The sequence below is a fragment of the Pseudonocardia sp. D17 genome (genome assembly GCF_036984265.1).
GTDB classification, from domain to species: Bacteria; Actinomycetota; Actinomycetes; order Mycobacteriales; family Pseudonocardiaceae; genus Pseudonocardia; species Pseudonocardia benzenivorans.
This window is the reverse complement of the sequence record NZ_BPRG01000005.1, coordinates 104,073-121,716: the sequence shown is the minus strand read 5'-3', so window position 1 is coordinate 121,716 and position 17,644 is coordinate 104,073. Positions and strand designations below refer to the sequence as shown.

Genomic DNA, 17,644 nt, shown 5'->3' with positions numbered 1-17,644 from the left:
AGCGGGTAGTGACAGTGCTTGTAGTTGTCCGTATTGATGATCAGGTTGTCGAGATACCCCATCGGCTCGTCCACCTTCCGTGAGAGTCGCTTCTACCGGCCTGCCGCGTGACCGGAGCTGGCACGGGCGGGCAGGAGGTGCGTGAAACCGAGGTTCTACGCGAACGTGCACCCTTGCGCACCCGCCTGGCTGACCGCTGGAGAGGTCGGCCTTCCCAGTAGCGGGATTTTAACGTTTCTACTGTGACCGTCAACTCACCTCGGCTCAGATTGTGTGCCGTTCGGCGCGTGAGTGGGCGTCAGTGGCCGACCCCGGCGAACCAGATGCTGCCCTCAGCCGGAGATTTCTGGCCTGTTCAACGCTGTTCGGCCCCTCCGAGCGGCGGGACGTGCTCCCGCTCCAGAAACACGGCCGGGGAAGCGGGTCGGGTGCTCGGATCGCCCGCCCCCACCTGGAATGCCATCGTTTCTAGGCCGACGTGGGCTGCGCACGTGCGGCAAGCATTGGAGGAGCGGTCAGTCGGACGTCAGAACGTGTCGACCGCCCGCGCCGTGAGCATGCCTCCCGGCGCCCTTCACCCCGTACGGACATCACTGCGACGGTGTCCCGAACCGTGCCTTGCCGTCGATCCCGGTGAAGGGCAGGTAGCCGCCGACCCTCACCAGGCCCCCTGCCTGAGGTCCAGTCGCGCAGTAGGGCGGGCCGGCGGCCAGACTTGGGGAACTTCGACGAGATCTCGTGGCCGCGGACGTAGGTGACCTCGAAGCCTTCGCGGTCGAGCGCGGCCAGGAACTCGCCGGCGCCTTCCTCGTACTCGGTGTTGTGGAACCGGTCGAAGCCCTTCAGGTGAATCGTGTGCTCGAACCGCGACCCGCCGTCGAACAGTACGCGCAGCGGTCCCTGCGTCTCCGGGCTCACGGGACCCGACTTCTGGCAGGAGTCGGCAGGGTGCACCTGCAGCCCGCGCGAAGGAGGATGTGCTCGCCGTGCGTGGCTTCGCGGGCGGTGCTGCGACAGCCGCGTCCTCGACGACGGGGTGGATCTCCCCGCCGTAGCAGTAGCGGCAGCGGCGCCGGAAGCATCGTGCGTCGTCCTGCTCGCGAGACGTGATTTCGTCGTGAGGCCCGTGTCGAACGTCGGCCGCGGCATCCTGTCGATCTCGTCGGGCACGGTCACCCGCGGAATTCGGCATGGGTCGGGGGCACCGCGGTCATCCTCCGTCACGATGCCGCACCCCTTCCCTGTCGACGGCCTTCGAGAACCCGCGAGAGAGCCTGCCGCCGACCGCTCGCTGCTGACGAGTAGCCTGCCCGACGGAAACTTGATTCGTTTCTACGATAGCCTGCCCTGCCGGCGCGCGGTCAACACAGAGGTGTCAGCGGCAGTGCACCCCGTGCTCTCGACGGGCCCCGATCCTCGACTTGTCCGGGCGCTCGCGGGTCCGTTCGCCACAATGGCCCTGGCCGACACAGGAGCGACAGGCGAAAGCCGAGCGACGTGGTCGCGGTGACGACCCCCGCGCATCGGGCCGGCCGTACGCCGGCCCAGGTCGGCCACGTACTTCCAGGTCGCCACGGCAACCGGGCCTCGATCCCCCTTCGACCTGCGCGACCCGTTCGACCGGGCGGCTGTGCGGATCTCGGCGCCGGCAGCCGACGTCGTGGTCGAGGACGTCCGGTCCGGGTGATGGACCGGCTCGGCCTCGGCGCTGAGGAGATCCGTGCGGTCAGCCCGTGCCTGACCCACTGTTCGATGTGCCGCTCCGGCAGCCCTGGCACGGGCACGCTGTGCGCGAGACGCGGCGCTCTCTGCTCACGAGGGGCTCGATCGACACAGTTGACCATCAGCGGGCATGCCCGTAAGTTCGGGTGCCGAAACGTTTCTAGACCAGGTATGCGCGCTTCACCGCCCCAGGGGCCGATCGGCCCATCGTGCGCAGCCTGGCCAGCTTGACGTCAGCCCTGGGCGCCTGGTGGACCGGCCGGAGGAAGGGGGTTCCGATCCAGCAGGAGTTGGTCCAGCCGTTGAATGCCGCAGCCTCTCCGAGAGGGTGGGCGAGCAGTCGCTGCGGCACGGGCAGCAAGTTCGTGGAGGCACTGGCGAAGGTGTGCGCTCTCGCTCCGGGCCGTCTCCCGGGCCTCCGCCGAGCCGGCATTGCCACATGATGAATGAATCGAGGACGCGACCTTGCCAACCCCCAGTTCGCTGATCATCGACACCGACCCCGGCGTGGACGACGCCTTCGCCATCCTTCTGGCCCTGTCCAGTAAAGAGTGCGACGTCCGTGCCGTCACGGCCTCCTATGGCAACGTCGCCCTGGACAAGACATTCGTGAACGCCCGGCGGATTGTCGCCCTTGCCGGGCGTACCGACATACCGGTGGCCGCGGGCGCAGCGCGGCCACTGGTACACGTGCAGGCCGAGGTCGCACCGGAATGGCACGGCGCGGATGGCCTCGGCATGCAGTCGAGCGGCTTCCCGGAGCCCGGGCCTGCCGACCCTCGTCCTGCCCTCGACCTCATGGTGAGCGTTCTGCGGGAGTCTTCGGTTCCGGTCACGATCGTCTGTCTGGGTCCGATGACCAACACCGCGCTTCTGCTCGCTGCGCATCCCGAACTCACCCCACGCATCGGGCGCATTGTCGCGATGGGTGGTGCTCTGGGCATGGGCAACACCCGAGGGGCGGGCGAGTTCAACGTCTACGCGGACCCCGAGGCCGCACACCGTGTGCTGACCCAACCCGAGGTCCCCGTGACGCTCGTGCCGCTCGATCTCACGATGAACTGCACTGCCGACGACGAGTGGCTCGAGACGCTCAGCCAGGCCGGGCCGCGCTGCGCAACGCTCGTCCGCACAGCGGCGCTCTACCGTGAGGCCACCCGTGAACGCTACAAACTCGACGCGATCGCCCTCCACGACATGCTGGCCATGCTGGAGGCGATCCGCCCTGGGACGCTGCGCACCACGCCGCATCGGGTCAACGTGGCCTGCACACTCGGCCCTGGACGCGGCATGACCGTGCCCGATCGCCGGCCCGACGCGTCCGGCCCATTGGTGGACATCGCGCTCGATACCGAGGGCGAGGTCGTACTGGCAGACGCCCTCCGGTACTTGAGCACCCTGGGCTGAGTCGGTTCACAGGCGTGAAGACGGGACCGCCACGGCCGATGCCACGCCGGCCGACCGCCACGGTCCAGACGAACTCGGCGTCAGCTGCGCCACGGCCGCCGCCGGCAACGAACCCGTCATCGTGGCTGCAACGAGCGCGAGGTGAAACGTGTCACGGGGGAGATCCCCCGGCAGTGTCCGATCTCCCCGGTCCGTGATCGCTTCGACGACGTCGACCTCGCGTTGCGGCCGCGCCGGCGCTCGCGTTCCGCCTGCCGCAGGTCGCGTTCCGGACGGCCTGCTCGGTCTCGAGGCCGGAGCCGAGTGTTCCGGCCACGATGCCGACGGAGCTCGCCAGCCACACCAGCTCGACTAGGGGTAGGCGTCGAACGACGGGGCCGGTGCAGCTGGGAGGATAAGTGACCGGGATCGGTCGGCGGCCGCAGCGGCCGCAGCGGTGGCGCCGGACAGGTGGGACCTGCCGCCACGGGCGGTTGTCGCGCACGTCCCCGGCGAGTAGCCGCAGCCTGCCGTGCAGCCCGGCCAGGGCGAGGTGCGCGTCGGTGCCCTCTTCGGCACCCGGGAGCGGGCGCCCGCGCCGGCGCCTCGGCCACAGACAGACTCGGCGGGGGCCGACCCTCTGACGTCTGCAGCAGCGATCGGGTCGCGGCCACGAACAACGTCTCGGTCGAGCGACAGCACGAACCGGTCGCGCCGGCGGAACTCGAATCGGGCGCGGGAGACCGCGTTGTCGCGGGCCGGCACGGGTTGCAGGTACGAACCCTGCCGCGCCCACCGGGCGCCAGCGGGCGCAGCAGCGGCACCCCGAGCTCCGCGCGCCGAACGCGGACCGTCAGAGATCGATGGCGTTGCGATGAGACATCCTCGGGTGACGGGGCCCGCGGGACAGCGGCTCGCGCAGCAACGGGAGGAGGTTGTCGCCGATGCGGGCGACCTCGCGCAGGTAGGGCGTGTCGGACAGGACGAAATGCGTGATGCCGAGGTCGGCGTAGCGTTCGAGCGCCGCCGCAACCTCGGTGTACGAGCCCACGAGCCAGGTCGATCCGGCACCGCCACCGCCGTAGTGGCCCGGTGCGGTGTAGAGGCAGGAATCGAGCACCTCGCCCCGCTCGGCTAGGGCCAGCAGTCGATCCTGTCCGACGGATCCACGGTGGCCGTCGATGCCGATCTTCGGATCGGCTGCCATCTGCGCCACGCGCTCCTCCGCGGCCCGCCAGGCGTCCTGTGAGCTGTCGCGTACGACGACTGTGACCCGGAGCCCGAACTCCAGGGGTGGAAGCTCACGGCCCAGCTGTCCGGACAGCTGCCGGAGCCGCGCGATCCGTGCGTCGATGCCCTCGAGGGGTTCGCCCCAGAACAGCTGGACGTCGGCCTGGGTGGCGGAGACCTTCTCCGCGGCGGCCGACGCGCCGCCGAAGTACAGCCGGGGTGCTTGCCCGCCGGCCGGTCGTGGGACGACGGTCGAGTGTTCGACCTGGAAGAAATCGCCGGTGAAGGTCACGTCCTCCTCGGTCCACAGGCGACGGACGAGGCGGAGGAACTCGCCGGTGCGGTCGTAGCGCCGGTCGTAGTCGGCCTCGCCGTCGCCGTAGGCGGCCAGGGAGTCGCGGCCCGTGACGACGTTGACCCACACCCGGCCGCCGGTCAGCCGGCTCAACGTCGCCGCGGCGGTGGCGAACTGTGCCGGCTGCCAGTAACCGGGCCTGGCGGCGACGAGCGGCACGAACGACGTGCTGCGCGCGGCGATGGCGGTGGCGAGGACGAAGCTGTCGGGCCGCCCCCATCCTGTCCCGATCAGCGCGCCCGCCCAGCCATGGCGCTCCGCGGCCCGGGCGAGCTCGACGGAGTAGTCGAGGCTGCCCCAGCCGTCGACCGTGTCGTCGCCGCGGTGGCCCCGCTCGATCATGTTGGGCACGTACCAGAGGAACTGCCGGTCCATCCGGGTCACTCCGTTCTGTGGACAGGACCGTCGGGGTCGGAGGCGGAGCTCGGTGCCGGGGTCGGGACAGGTGTCCCGGTACGGCGACGTCGGGCGCGCACGGCTGTCTCCTCGAACCCGGACAGCTACGCGGCCGGTGCGGCCTGTCGGCGAGGTCGTCGGTCGATCGGGTGGCCTCTGCGTCCAGTCAGGTGCATCGTGCCCGACGCTGTCAATGTGGCGGTGTCGCGCGGGGGTTGGCGCGTTCGTGGCGACGGGACCGCGCCGAGACGAAGTCCCAGGTGGTCGCGGGCTCCGGCTGCACTGATCGCGGTCCCTTATCGGTTCTGATCAGAATTCGTCGTTGGACGGGCGTTGGCCGGTGGGCTTTACTCCCTGTGTGGCGACGACACTGTTCATTCCCGCTACCGGTCGCCGGTGGCGTGGGGCGGTGTCACTGTGCGCAACGTCTTCGGCGTGGAGCGGAACCCTGACGCAGCGTCGTTTCATCGATCACGGCACCGTGAACTCGGCGAGTTGTCGTACGCGTTGACCGACTGAGCGCAAGCTCGACGAGGACGCCGTTGGTCGCCGCGTCCACGGCTGCACCGAGGCCTTGTGGCAGGCCGGTGGTCGAGTGGCGCGGACGCTCGTAGTCGAGCACGCGCAGGCGCTGACCATGTCGCGTCGGGGCGCATCGAGGCGTTCCCCGGCTGCCCGACCCCGCGCCGGGTGATGCGAGCCGACGCGTGCCGGCACGTGCCGGCGTGCTCGGGTCGCAAGGCCTGTGTCCCTCGTCGTCCCGGTCGGCGGCTCCGACCGCCGCGCCTTCGAGGCGTGGCCGAACGCTGCCGTTTCCTCTCGGGGCCCGCCCCGACTTCCTCCGTTCTCGAGGTCTCAACGTGTCCGTGTCCCAAGACGTGTCCGACGGCCCGGCGCCGTCGTCGTGGACCGTTGCCCGCCGCCGTGTGCGGGCGCCGGTCAGCTGGCGCTACATCGGTGGGCGCTTGGCGACCGGTCTGGTCGCCGTGTGGGGCGCCGTGACGCTCGTGTTCTTCGCGCTCAACGCGACCGGCAACCCCGCGATCCTGCTGGTCCCGCCCGATGCGCCGCCCGACGAGATTCTGCGGCTGACCCACCTGATGGGGTTCGACCGGCCGCTGCCCGTGCAGTACTGGCACTTCCTCACGAGCGTGGTGACGGGGACGTTCCCGGACTCGATCCGCTACGGCGGGGACCCGTTGCCGATCGCGCTGGAGAAGATCCCGGCGAGCCTCGCGCTCGGCCTGACCGGGCTGCTGATCGGGGTGCTTCTCGGTGGCGTCATCGGCTACGTGTCGGCGACGGCGCGCTCGGGCTGGTTGAGCAGGGTGCCGCTCGGGATCGCGACCGGGATCGAGTCGGTGCCGACCTTCTTCATCGGCATCGTCCTCATCATCGTCTTCGCGGTGCGGCTCGGCTGGTTCCCGGTGACCAGCACCGGCGACGCGGCCAGCATGGTGCTGCCCGCCCTGACCTTGGCCTTCGCGTTCATCCCGGCCATCGCACGGGTGTTCCGGACCGCGCTGCTCGACGTGCTGCAGGCCGAGCACATCCGCACCGCCCGTGCGAAGGGTCTGCCGCGGCACGTGCTGGTGTGGCGGCACGTCGTGGCCAACTCGTTGGGTACCACGCTCAACGTCGTCGGGATCCAGGCCGGGGTGCTGCTGGGCGGGGCGGTCGTCACCGAGTCCGTCTTCGGCTGGCCGGGGATCGGGCAGTTGTCGATCAATGCGGTCCAGAACCGCGACTACCCGCTGGTGATCGTCTGTGTGCTGGCGATCGCCGTCGGTTTCGTCCTGATCAACCTGGTCGTCGACATCGTCGCGGCCGTCGTGGAACCGAGGTTGCGATCGTGAGTCTCGTACAGGTGACCGAGGCCGACGGCGGGTCCGCCGGGCCGGCCTCGGTCGACGCCGAGGGTCGGGTCGACCGCCGGCGTCTTCGCCGGCGCACCATCGGTGTTGGTGGCTGGGTGGGGGCAGGTGTTCTGACCGGCGTGCTGGTGACCGCGCTGATCGGTCCGCTCACCGGCGGTGACCCACTTGCCCAGAACTTCGACGCGATCCTCGAGGCCCCCTCGGCGGCCCATCTGTTCGGAACCGACGAGCTCGGCCGCGACGTCTTCGTCCGGGTCGTCTTCGGCGGGCGGACGGCGCTCGCGATCACCGTGGTGTCCGCGGTCGTCGCGTCGCTGCTGGGACTCGTCCTCGCCCTGGCAGGCGCACTGTACGGCGGCTGGGTCGATGCGCTCACCAGCCGGCTCGCCGACGTCCAGCTGGCGGTCCCGTCGATCGTGCTCGCGATCGTCGTGCTGTCGTTCGTGGGGAACTCGTTCGTCCCGATCGTATTCGTCCTGGTCCTCGGGTCATGGGTGCTCACGTTCCGGGTCATCCGCGGGCACGCCCGCGCCGTCGTGCAACAGCAGTACGTCGAGGCGGCCCGGGTGGCCGGGGCCGGGCGGCTCGGGATCGCGCGCCGGCACCTGGTCCCCAGCGTCCTGCCGCTGCTCGCGGTGGCGTTCACCATCAATGCGTCCTCGGCACTCCTGCTCGAGTCGAGCCTCGGCTACCTCGGCCTCGGCGTCCAACCTCCCGACCCCGACTGGGGTCAGATGGTCGCCACCGGCCAGGCCCAGATCTTCACCGCGCCCTGGATCGCGCTCTTCCCCGGCCTGGCCGTCGTCGCGACGGCGGTCGGACTGCAGCTGCTCGGTGACGGACTGGCCGAACGGTTCGTGGGTGGACCCGTCACCCGGAGAGGACTCGCACGATGACCGCCGCACCGCGGATGATCACTCTTGACGCGGAGCTGCTCGGACCGGAGCCCGCCGACGACCGGGTCCTACGGGTGGACGACCTGACGGTCGGCCTCCGTCCGGTTCCGGGCGACAGCGCGGAACCGATCGTCGACGGGGTGTCGCTGAGGGTGGCCGCGGGCCGCGCGGTGGGGCTGGTCGGTGAGTCGGGTTCCGGCAAGACGCTGACCGCGCTCGCGGTGGCCGGGCTGCTCCCGTCCGCGATCCAGGTGGTCGGCGGTCGCATCGAGCTCGCCGATCGCGAGCTGACGGGTCTGGGGGAGCAGGAGGCCAGGGCTCACCTGGCCGCCTCCGTGGGGGTGGTCTTTCAGAACCCGACGGCGTCGCTCAACCCGCGGATGCGCATCGCTGCGCAGCTACGGGAGGCGCTTCCCGCCGGGACGAGCCGCCGCCGGGCCAGGGAACGGTCGGGTGAGCTGCTGACCGCGGTGGGCATCGCGGACGTCCACAAGACCCTCGGCGCGTTCCCGCACGAGCTGTCCGGCGGGCTCAACCAGCGCGTCGTGATCGCCATGGCGCTGGCGCGCGACCCGAAGCTGCTCATCGCCGACGAACCCACGACGGCCCTCGACGTGTCCGTGCAGGCCCAGGTCCTGGACCTCATCGACGAGCTGCGCGAACGGCTCGGTCTCGGTGTGCTGCTGGTGAGCCACGACATCGGCGTCGTCTCAGACCGCACCGACCACGTCTACGTGATGTCGGACGGCCGGATCGTCGAGTCCGGGCCGACCACGCAGGTGCTGGGCGACCCGCACCACGCCTACACCCGGCAGCTGCTCGCCGCGACGCCGAGCAGGCTCGAACCCGTCCGGGTCGCAGAACGCCTGCTCCCCGTCGCGGAGCCGGCGTCGCCCGTGGCCGACCAGTTGGAGGTCCGCGACGTCCGGCGCGCGTTCACGGTGCGCGGCAGCGCAGGCCGGGCCCGTCACGTCGCCCTCGACGGGGTCGACCTGACCGTCACGAAGGGTCAGGCGATCGGGCTGGTCGGAGAGTCCGGGTCGGGCAAGACCACGCTCGCGCGGATCATCGTGGGTCTGGAACGGGTCGACTCCGGCGTCGTGTTCTACGAGGGCAACCCGGTCGCGCGGCACACCCGCGCGCAGCGCAGGCAGTGGCGCCGCGAGGTGCAGTACGTCTTCCAGGACCCGTACAGCTCGCTCGACCCCAGGCTGACCGTCGCCCAGACCTTGCGGGAGCCGCTGGAGATCAACTTCCCGGGGCTGTCCCGCGGGGAGGTCGCGGCCCGGATCGACTCCCTGCTCGACGAGGTGGAGCTGCCCCGGAGCTTCCGCGACCGGCATCCCTCCGAGCTGTCGGGCGGGCAACGGCAGCGGGTCGGCATCGCACGCGCACTGGCGACCGAACCGTCGGTGATCATCGCCGACGAGCCGGTCTCCGCACTCGACCTGTCCGTGCAGGCCCGCATCCTCCGGCTCCTCGCGCGACTGCGGATCGAACGCGACCTCACCTACCTGTTCATCTCCCATGACCTCGCCGTAGTCCGCTACCTGTGCGAGGACCTCGTCGTGCTGCGCGAGGGATCCGTCGTCGAACGGGGCCGCACCGACGACGTTCTGGAACGACCCGAGAGCCCCTACACGCGGGCGCTCGTCGACGCGATCCCCGGCCGCGCCTTCGCACGATCGTGAACCGACCGGACGCCCCCACCCACTCCGACCCGCAGCAGAAGCAGACAGGGAAACCCGTGACCCACAGACCATCCGTCCGTCGCAGGCCCGCCGTCGTGGTCGCTCTCGCGATCGCGGCGGTGCTCGCGACCGTCCTCTCCGCCTGCGGTGGCGCGGCCGGCAGCGCCGATACACCGAAGGTCGGCGACGAGCTCCGGCTCGGGCTCTCCCGCCAGATCACCGGCATCAACCCGCACAAGGGCGGCTCTCCCGACTCCTCGGGCTCCATCGTCGGATCCATCTACGAGTCGCTCACCCGGATCGCCCCCGATCTCTCGGTCGAGCCGGGCCTCGCGACGGCATGGACCAGCACCGATCCGCTGACGTGGCGGTTCACCATCCGGACCGACTCGAAGTTCTCCGACGGGTCGCCGCTCACCGCCGACGACGTGGTGTGGAACTTCCAACAGCTGCTCAACCCCGACTACAAGGGCACCTCCGGGGCGCCGCTGCGCAAGTACCTGAAGTCGGTCACGAAGATCGACGACTCGACGCTGCAGTTCAACCTGTCCCAGCCCGCGCTCGACCTGCCGGGCCGGCTGTGGACGATCTTCATCGTGCAGCCGCTGTTCGCCCAGTCGCACAACCTCGACAACGAGGCGCTCGGCAGCGGCCCGTACAAGCTCGACAAGCTCGACCAGGAGAACGGCGCCACCCTGTCGCTGAACACCTTCTACGCGGGGACGAAGCCGGCGTTCGCCCACGTCAAGTACACGGTGCTGGCCTCGGAGGCGCAGCGCGTCGCCGCGCTGCGGGCGGGGGAGCAGGACCTGATCCTCAACCTGGACCCGTTGGACCTCGCGCAGTTCAAGGACTCCGACACCTACGACACCATCCTCGGCGTCGGCACCCAGCCGCTGACGCTCGCGATCAACGAGCGCAAGACGGGCACTCCGCTGGCCGACCCCCGGGTCCGGCAGGCGCTGAACTACGCCACCGACAAGACCACGATCATCAACAGCCTGCTGCAGGGCGCGGTCCAGCCGCTGCCGGGCCAGGTCGTCTACGAGCCGTACCAGCCGCAGGACCCGTCGGTGCGCGCCTACCCCTACGACCCGGAGAAGGCCAAACAGCTGCTGGCCGAGGCGGGTCATGCCACCGGTCTGACGCTCACCGTCGCCCTTTCCAGCGGCACCTACGTCTCCCAGGACGCGGCGACCCAGGCGATCGTCGCCCAGTGGGCGAAGGTCGGCGTCACCCTGAAGATCACGCAGCAGCCGTTCCCGGCCTGGCTGCAGAGCCAGTACGGGCCCGACGACGCGGCGGCCGACTTCTACTACATCATGTGGGGCGGCTCGTTCCGCGGTGACGTCACGGGCAACTTCGGCCCCTTCCGCAGTGACCACATCCAGAGCCACCTGCGCGCACCGGAGTTCGACGAGCTGACGACGAAGGCCCAGAACGCCGCGACCGAGGCGGAGAAGACGACCTACGTCAACCAGGCCATCGAGAACGCCTACTCGCAGGCGCACGCGATCTTCCTCTACCCGTCGCCCTTCACCGGCGTCGTGTCCAAGGGACTGGAGTGGACGCCCAAGCCGAACCGCTACCTCTACGCCCAGCAGGTCGGCAGGGCGGCGCAGCCATAGCCAGCCGCACACGGCATCTCCATCCCTCCGACGAAGGCGGCATCATGACCGAACGCCAACTGTTCCTCGGCGGCTACGTGCTGTTCCCGAGCGGCCACTACGCCGGCGCCTGGCGCCATCCCTACTCCACCCGCGACTGGCTGGGGCGCGACTTCCTGCACCAGACCGCCCGCACGCTCGAGGCCGCGAAGTTCGATCTCGCGTTCATCCCCGAGACGGTGAGTCACAACCCGGACTTCACCCGGCACGGGCATTCCAACTCCATCAAGCACGACCCCGCCCAGGTGGCCGGGCAGATCGCCGCGGTCACCACGCACCTCGGCGTCGGCGTCACCCTGTCCACCAGCTTCAACGAGCCCTACAACCTGGCAAGGACGCTGCTCAGCCTTGATCACCTGTCGGGCGGGCGGGTCGCGTGGAACGTCATCCAGTCGCACGGCCCCGGCAACTACCTGAACTTCCCGCACGTCGAGGAGCTCTCCGGCGCCGAGCTCTACGACCGCGGCGACGAGTACGTCGAGGCGGTCCTCGCGTTGTGGCGGGCCTGGGAGGCCGACGCGCTCGTGCAGGACCAGGAGTCGGGGCTCTTCGCCGACCCGGCGAGGATCACCGTGCCCGATTACCGGGGCAAGTACCTCGCGGTTCGGGGCCCGCTGAACCTGCCTCCGAGCCCGCAGACGCACCCGGTGATCATCCAGGCGGGCGACTCCCAGCGCGGGCGTACGTTCGGGGCTCGCTGGGGCGACGTGATCTTCGCGATCGAGCGGACCCGCGCCGACATGCAGGCCAAGAAGGACGATCTCAAGGGCAAGGCCCGCGCTGCCGGGCGCGACGCCGACCGGATCCGCCTGTTCGCCGCGGTGCAACCCATCATCGGGGAGACGAAGGAGATCGCGCTGGCGCGGCGGGACTTCCTGCGGACCCGGATCACACCCGAGTCCGGCGTCCGGTTCTTCAGCCACTTCGCGCGGGTCGACCTCGCCGGGGTCGACCTCGACGCCCGCTACGTCGACGTCATCGAGGAGCGCGCGACCGACGGGCAGACGGAGAGCCGAGCGATCGTCCAACTCGACGAGCTGCTCGGCGCCCGTCGCGACCGGGTGACGATCGCGGAGGCGGGCGTCGAGTTCTCCACCAGCGAGCTGACCCCGCAGGTGGTCGGGACCGGCGAGGAGATCGCGGAGGAGCTCGCGGCGTACTTCACGTCCGGCGCCGCCGACGGGTTCCTGATCACGCCCACCCATTTCCCGGGGTCGTTCGAGGAGTTCGGCCGCGCCGTCGTGCCGCACCTGCAGCGCCTCGGGGTGTTCCGCACCGAGTACACGGGCGCCACACTGCGCGAGAACCTGGGGCTGGCATGACGACGAGGACCGACACCGACCTCGAGCTGACCAGCCGGTGGGGCGGCAGGCTCGCCGCCACGTTCACGCCCGGCACGGGCGACAGCGCGGTGCTGTTGCTGCACGGGTTCCTCTCCGACCGACGCGCCGGCGGCCGCTTCGACCGGCTCGCCGACGAGTACTCCGCGCTCGGGCACGCGGTGCTGCGCATCGACCTCAGCGGGTTCGGGTCCTCGGAGGGGGACGTCGTCGACGCCGACCGACTGCTCGACGACGCGCACACCGCACTCGACCACCTTGATGCGCTCGGGCTGACCCGCCAGATCCTGCACGGGCAGAGCCTCGGCTCGGCGATCGCGCTGCGGGTCGCCCCGCTGCGGCCGCGCGTCGCGACCCTCGTCCTGACCGGCGCCCTCACCGGCGCCGGTTACGGGGACGCGCCTTACCCGTTCCTGGACGACGAGCAACTCGCGGCCTGGTACCGCGACGAGGACGTGCGGCTACGCGTCGACGGTTCGGTCACGCGCACGCACGTCGTGGTCAACCGGCAACGCCCCAAGCTCGGCGCGACCGGTACCCAGGAGGAGCTGCTCGGCGCGGTGGGCGTCCCGGTGCTGGTGATCCACGGCGACACCGGCGACCAGGAGGAGGCCCTCGCCGCGGTCACGGCCGCGGGGGAGCACCTGCTGCCGGCGGGATCACGCGTCGTCGTGATCCCGGGGGCGACGCACACCTTCTACGAGAGCCAGGACGCCGTCGCCGCGCTCGTGACGGACTGGGTGTCGGAGCACGTGCCGGCCGCCGCACCGGGCTCGGCGTGATCTCACCGGGTGTCTCCTCGGGGGTGGTGGCGCACCCGGCAGGGGCGTGCGCCGGGTGCGGACGAACCCGTCCGCACCCGGCGGCCTCAGTACGCGATCGAGAGCAGCTCCCGCGGGTGGGCCGGGGTCTCGATCTCATCGAGCAGGAACGCGACGAGATCGGCCCGGCCGACGTGCCCGTCGGCGGGGACGGCGAGCCGCGGTGCGATCCGGTACCGCCCGGTGGCGGGGCCGTCGGTGATCCGCGGTGCGCGCACGACCGTCCAGTCCAGGGTGGACGTGACGAGCTCGGCCTCCATGGTCTCCTTGTCGCGCAGGCGTTCGCCCATCAGCCCCCACAGCCGCGTCACGTACGGCGAGCCGTCGTTGCTGTCGCCGACACCGTGGGTGCTCATCACGAGAACTCGCGGCCCGTCCGGTGGCAGCACCGCGGCGAGGTGGCGGACCGCGTCGGTGCACACCGTGACCGTCTCGTCGGCCGCGCCGCCCGCGGACAGCCCGAGCGAGACGAACACGACGTCCTGCCCGCGCACCGTCTCCTCGACCGCCGCGGCGTCGCGCGCGTCGCCCAGCACGACGTGCAGGCCCGGCCCGTCGTCGAGGCGTCCGGCTCCACGCACGAGCGCGGTGAGCGCGTGCCCGCGCCCGCGGGCGGAGTCGACGAAGGCGAGGCCGGTCGGACCGGTGGCGCCGAGAACAGCAATCTTCACGCGACTCCATCCCTCACACCCGAGGGGAGCCCGCGGCACCGCGCCGCTGTGGCACCCCGATGTTCCTCGAGGAGACCACAATGCCTGCGCCGACATCGTCGCCCGGCCTCGACCACGCCATCCCGCCCACGGCGGCGCGGAAGGTCGAGTTCATCAGCCAGTCGCACCTCAACCCGTCGACGGAGCTGAACCCCGTCCCGACGCGCGGGATCGACCCGGCCTTCTTCCGCACCTACGTCCGGACCCTGGAGGAGGCGGGCTACGACTACACGTTGCTGCCCTACGGTTCCGGCGGTCCCGACTCGTTCGTCGCGGCGTCCGCGGTCGGGCAGCTCACCGAGCGGCTGCGCCCCATTGTCGCGGTCCGGCCCAACACGGCGTTCCCGCTCGTCGTCGCCCAGCAACTCGCCACCCTCGACCAGCTCACCGAGGGCCGGGCGGTCGTGCACCTCATCAGCGGCGGCAACGATGCCGAGCAGGCCCGGCAGGGCGACTACCTGCCCAAACAGCGTCGCTACGCCCGCACGTCGGAGTTCGTCGACCTGTTGCGCAGGGCGTGGACGGAGCCGGCGGCGTTCAGTCACGAGGGCGAGTTCTACCGCTTCGACGACTTCGGCCCCGGCCTGCGTCCTCACGGGGACACCATCCCGATCTCGATCGGGGGCCAGTCCGACGAGGCATTCGAGATCGGCGGTCGGCAGGCCGACGTCTTCAGCTTCTGGGGTGAGCCCCTGGCCGACATCCGGGCTCAGATCGACCGGGTGCACGCCATCGCCGATGCTGCGGGCCGTCCCCGCCCGCGGATCTGGGTCACCTTCCGGCCGATCGTCGACCGCACCGACGAACTGGCCTGGCGCAAGGCGTACGACTATGCCGAGCGCATCGGCCGGACCTTCCGCGAGGGCACCTATGGCCTGCGCTCGCTGACCGGCTCCGGCACCCCGCAGAACGTCGGCTCGCAGCGGGCCCTGCACTTCGCAGCAGGCGCGGACGTGTACGACCGTGCACTGTGGACCCGCACGGCCGCCACGACGAACGCCGGCGGGGCCTCGACGGCGCTCGTCGGTACGCCGGAGACGGTCGCCGCGGCGATCCTCGACTACATCGACCTCGGTGCGGACCTGGTCTCGATCCGCGGCTACGACAACCTGGCCGACGCCAGGGACTACGGCACGCACGTCATCCCGCTCGTCCGTCAGGAGCTGGCCCATCGCGAGGCGACCGGACAGCGCGGCAGCCTGCAGGTCGAGCACCAGGGTGCGCTCGCTCCCGGGTTCGACGCCGACGCCCTGGCCGGTGTCCGGTGACGGCGTCCACGTCGGTCGCGCCCCTGACCCTCCCGACGCCGGACCTGTCCGACGAGAGCCTCGCCGAGGTCACCGCCGAGGTCGCCGCCACCGCGGCGGAGTACGACCGCAGCGCCGCGATCCCCACCCGCGGGATCGAGGTGGCGCACCGGGCGGGCCTGCTCACGGCGACCGTCGCCGAACGCGACGGAGGGCCCGGCGCGTCCCCGCTCGACGTCGCGCGAATCCTCGTCGCGCTCGGCGAGGGCGACCCGTCGGTCGCACTGCTCGCCGCGAACACCCTCGCCATCCACGGCGCTCACGCCGCCACCGGGCACTGGCCTGCCGCCGCCTACGCGGACCTGTTGCGGCGCAGCGCAGACGGTCCCGCCCTCGTCAACGCGATCCGGGCGGAGCCGGAGCTGGGCGCGCCCGCCCGGGGCGGTCTGCCCGCCACCGTCGCCCGCCGCACCGCCGACGGCTGGTCGCTGTCCGGGCGCAAGGCCTACGCGACCGGCGGCACGGCGCTGGCCTACCACGTCGTCTGGGCCGTGGCGGACGAGCCGCACGGTGACCCGGACCGGCCACGCGTCGGGCACGTCGTCGTGCCTGGCGAGGCAGCCGGGATCACGTGGGTCGACACGTGGGACCACCTCGGGCTGCGCGCGTCGAACACCCACGACGTCGTCTACGACGACGTACGCGTCCCGGTCGACGCCTTCATCGAGCTCCCACGCGTCGACGGCGTCTACCGCGACCTCGCGTCCGCGACCAGCCCGACGAGCTTCGGCTACCCCGCCCTGTACGTCGGTGTCGCCCGCGCGGCCCGGGCGGCGTTCGTCCGGTTCGCCCGCGACCGCGTCCCGACGGCGCTCGGCACGCCGATCGCGCAGACCGAGCGCATCCAGGCGGTCGCCGGGAAGATCGACGCCCAGATCGCGCAGGCCGAGGCGCTGCTCTACGGGACGCTCCTGCGGATCGAGGCCGGCGACACCCGGCACCTTCCCCAGCTGTCCCTGCTGAAGGTGCAGATCGGCCGCTCGGCCGTCGCCGCCGTCCAGACGGCGGTCGCCGCGCTCGGCAACCCGGCGCTGAGCCGGCACCTGCCCTTCGAACGGCATCTGCGCGACGTGCTGTGCGTGCGGGTCCATCCGCCGCAGGAGGACGCCGCGCTGCTCGCTGCCGGTCGCCGGCTGCTCGTCCCGACCACAGGGGGTACCTCATGACCGCGACGGCCGTCGAGCTGCCGGAGCAGCGTGTGACGACACGGCTCGGGTTCAACACCCGCGTCTCCTGGACCGACGACGCCGGGCCGGGGCCGGGCCTGCGCGACGGCATTGCGCTCTACCGGGCCGCGGAGGCCCTCGGGTACCAGTCCGGCTGGGCCTACCAACGTCACTTCGACCACTACCTGTCCTCACCGCTGCCGTTCTTCGCCGCGGTCGGGCAGCACACCGAGCGGATCGCGCTCGGCTCCGCGGTGATCCCCATGCGGTACCAGGACCCGATCCTGCTGGCCGAGGCGGCCGGCACCACGGACCTGCTCGTCGGCGGACGCCTCGAGCTCGCGCTGGCCACCGGGAGCCTCGCCGGCTGGGACCCGATCTTCGGGGGCGTCTCCACCGATGCGCGGACCGAGGCCCGGCGCCGGCTCGAGCGGTTCCTCGCAGCCGTCGACGGAGAGACCCTGCACGTCGTCGACGGTCCGGGGCAGGGCGCTCCCGTCGGGACGCCCATCCGGGTCACCCCGCACAGCCCGGGCCTGCGTGGGCGGCTCCGACACGGTGCGGCGAGCGCCGGGTCGGCGTCGGAGGCCGCGCGGCTCGGGCTCGGGCTGATCGTCGGCACCGTGCTGCGCGGGCTCGAACCGGGGGAGAGCTTCCCGCAGTACCAGGCCAGGGTGATCGAGACCTACCGCACGACGTGGCGGGCCGAGCGCGGCACCGAACCGCCCCCCGTCGCCGTCGCGGCGTCGATCCTGCCCGGCACCACGGCGGCGCTGCGGGAGACCTACGCTGCCTACGACCTGCAGCGGCGCACCGAGGGTATGGCGGCATCGCGCCCGCGGGGCGCCCTTGAGCCGGTGATCTCGGCCGACCTGCCCGACGGGATGTCGATCAGCCCGGTCCATCACGGTGACCCCGACAGCGTCGCCGCCGCGGTGCTCGCCGATCCGGGCCTGGCCGCCGCCGACGAGATCGTGCTGTTCCTGCCGCCGGCGTTCGGCCTGGATGCCAACGTCCGGCTGATCACCGACCTGGCCCGCGAGGTCGCCCCGGCGCTCGGCTGGGCACCTGGCTGAACCC

At 71.3% G+C, this 17,644-nt stretch carries 13 protein-coding genes; 10 read left to right on the top strand and 3 right to left on the bottom strand.

What is annotated here, in order from left to right; translation table 11 throughout:
• Nucleotides 1-468 precede the first annotated feature (468 nt).
• On the bottom strand, nucleotides 469-1,149 hold the full coding sequence (locus tag PSD17_RS00800; RefSeq protein ID WP_339120950.1) for a glutamine amidotransferase: 681 nt from the start codon (nucleotides 1,147-1,149) through the stop codon (nucleotides 469-471).
• A 1,038-nt stretch (nucleotides 1,150-2,187) separates the two neighbouring features.
• On the opposite strand from PSD17_RS00800, the gene PSD17_RS00795 reads away from it, so the two are divergent.
• Entirely contained in the window at nucleotides 2,188-3,129 is a 942-nt protein-coding gene (locus PSD17_RS00795; protein ID WP_339120945.1) for a nucleoside hydrolase, read from the top strand.
• Nucleotides 3,130-3,961: 832 nt separating this feature from the next.
• On the opposite strand, the gene PSD17_RS00790 is transcribed toward PSD17_RS00795, so the two are convergent.
• Complete coding sequence (locus PSD17_RS00790) at nucleotides 3,962-5,068, bottom strand: LLM class flavin-dependent oxidoreductase (protein ID WP_339120944.1); 1,107 nt, start codon at nucleotides 5,066-5,068, stop codon at nucleotides 3,962-3,964.
• A gap of 881 nt (nucleotides 5,069-5,949) precedes the next feature.
• On the opposite strand from PSD17_RS00790, the gene PSD17_RS00785 reads away from it, so the two are divergent.
• Genes PSD17_RS00785 through PSD17_RS00760 form a run of 6 tightly spaced genes read left to right on the top strand, consistent with a single transcriptional unit; the run spans nucleotide 5,950 to nucleotide 13,342 of the window.
• Nucleotides 5,950-6,945 carry an ABC transporter permease gene (locus PSD17_RS00785; RefSeq protein WP_132975376.1) on the top strand — a complete coding sequence of 332 codons (996 nt, stop codon included), beginning with the start codon at nucleotides 5,950-5,952 and terminating at the stop codon, nucleotides 6,943-6,945.
• Nucleotides 6,942-7,862, top strand: a complete 921-nt coding sequence (locus PSD17_RS00780) for an ABC transporter permease (protein WP_013674332.1) — start codon at nucleotides 6,942-6,944, stop codon at nucleotides 7,860-7,862. The genes PSD17_RS00785 and PSD17_RS00780 overlap by 4 nt, the downstream gene beginning before the upstream one ends.
• Nucleotides 7,859-9,553 carry an ABC transporter ATP-binding protein gene (locus tag PSD17_RS00775; RefSeq protein ID WP_339120941.1) on the top strand — a complete coding sequence of 565 codons (1,695 nt, stop codon included), beginning with the start codon at nucleotides 7,859-7,861 and terminating at the stop codon, nucleotides 9,551-9,553. The genes PSD17_RS00780 and PSD17_RS00775 overlap by 4 nt, the downstream gene beginning before the upstream one ends.
• 56 nt (nucleotides 9,554-9,609) lie before the next feature.
• On the top strand, nucleotides 9,610-11,181 hold the full coding sequence (locus PSD17_RS00770; RefSeq protein ID WP_339120940.1) for an ABC transporter substrate-binding protein: 1,572 nt from the start codon (nucleotides 9,610-9,612) through the stop codon (nucleotides 11,179-11,181).
• 44 nt (nucleotides 11,182-11,225) lie between these two features.
• Nucleotides 11,226-12,542, top strand: a complete 1,317-nt coding sequence (locus PSD17_RS00765) for an NtaA/DmoA family FMN-dependent monooxygenase (protein ID WP_103382038.1) — start codon at nucleotides 11,226-11,228, stop codon at nucleotides 12,540-12,542.
• Nucleotides 12,539-13,342 (top strand): alpha/beta hydrolase, encoded by an 804-nt coding sequence (locus tag PSD17_RS00760; protein WP_339120938.1) that lies wholly within the window; start codon nucleotides 12,539-12,541, stop codon nucleotides 13,340-13,342. Before PSD17_RS00765 ends, PSD17_RS00760 begins: the two co-directional genes overlap by 4 nt.
• 86 nt (nucleotides 13,343-13,428) lie before the next feature.
• On the opposite strand, the gene PSD17_RS00755 is transcribed toward PSD17_RS00760, so the two are convergent.
• Nucleotides 13,429-14,052, bottom strand: coding sequence for an NAD(P)-dependent oxidoreductase (locus PSD17_RS00755; RefSeq protein WP_158703373.1), 624 nt, complete (start codon nucleotides 14,050-14,052; stop codon nucleotides 13,429-13,431).
• Nucleotides 14,053-14,132: 80 nt separating this feature from the next.
• On the opposite strand from PSD17_RS00755, the gene PSD17_RS00750 reads away from it, so the two are divergent.
• Genes PSD17_RS00750 through PSD17_RS00740 form a run of 3 tightly spaced genes read left to right on the top strand, consistent with a single transcriptional unit; the run spans nucleotide 14,133 to nucleotide 17,640 of the window.
• Complete coding sequence (locus PSD17_RS00750) at nucleotides 14,133-15,359, top strand: LLM class flavin-dependent oxidoreductase (protein WP_339120936.1); 1,227 nt, start codon at nucleotides 14,133-14,135, stop codon at nucleotides 15,357-15,359.
• Nucleotides 15,356-16,564 (top strand): acyl-CoA dehydrogenase family protein, encoded by a 1,209-nt coding sequence (locus PSD17_RS00745; protein WP_103382034.1) that lies wholly within the window; start codon nucleotides 15,356-15,358, stop codon nucleotides 16,562-16,564. Before PSD17_RS00750 ends, PSD17_RS00745 begins: the two co-directional genes overlap by 4 nt.
• A complete protein-coding gene (locus PSD17_RS00740; RefSeq protein WP_339120933.1) occupies nucleotides 16,561-17,640 on the top strand; it encodes an LLM class flavin-dependent oxidoreductase in 1,080 nt (359 codons plus the stop codon). The genes PSD17_RS00745 and PSD17_RS00740 overlap by 4 nt, the downstream gene beginning before the upstream one ends.
• The last annotated feature ends 4 nt before the right edge of the window (nucleotides 17,641-17,644 follow it).

What these genes read in the sequence shown, in the direction of transcription:
- PSD17_RS00800 (WP_339120950.1), bottom strand. Translation starts at nt 1,149, where the DNA reads ATGCCGCGGCCGACGTTCGACACGGGCCTCACGACGAAATCACGTCTC.
- PSD17_RS00790 (WP_339120944.1), bottom strand. Translation starts at nt 5,068, where the DNA reads ATGGACCGGCAGTTCCTCTGGTACGTGCCCAACATGATCGAGCGGGGC.
- PSD17_RS00775 (WP_339120941.1), top strand. Translation starts at nt 7,859, where the DNA reads ATGACCGCCGCACCGCGGATGATCACTCTTGACGCGGAGCTGCTCGGA.
- PSD17_RS00765 (WP_103382038.1), top strand. Translation starts at nt 11,226, where the DNA reads ATGACCGAACGCCAACTGTTCCTCGGCGGCTACGTGCTGTTCCCGAGC.
- PSD17_RS00760 (WP_339120938.1), top strand. Translation starts at nt 12,539, where the DNA reads ATGACGACGAGGACCGACACCGACCTCGAGCTGACCAGCCGGTGGGGC.
- PSD17_RS00750 (WP_339120936.1), top strand. Translation starts at nt 14,133, where the DNA reads ATGCCTGCGCCGACATCGTCGCCCGGCCTCGACCACGCCATCCCGCCC.
- PSD17_RS00740 (WP_339120933.1), top strand. Translation starts at nt 16,561, where the DNA reads ATGACCGCGACGGCCGTCGAGCTGCCGGAGCAGCGTGTGACGACACGG.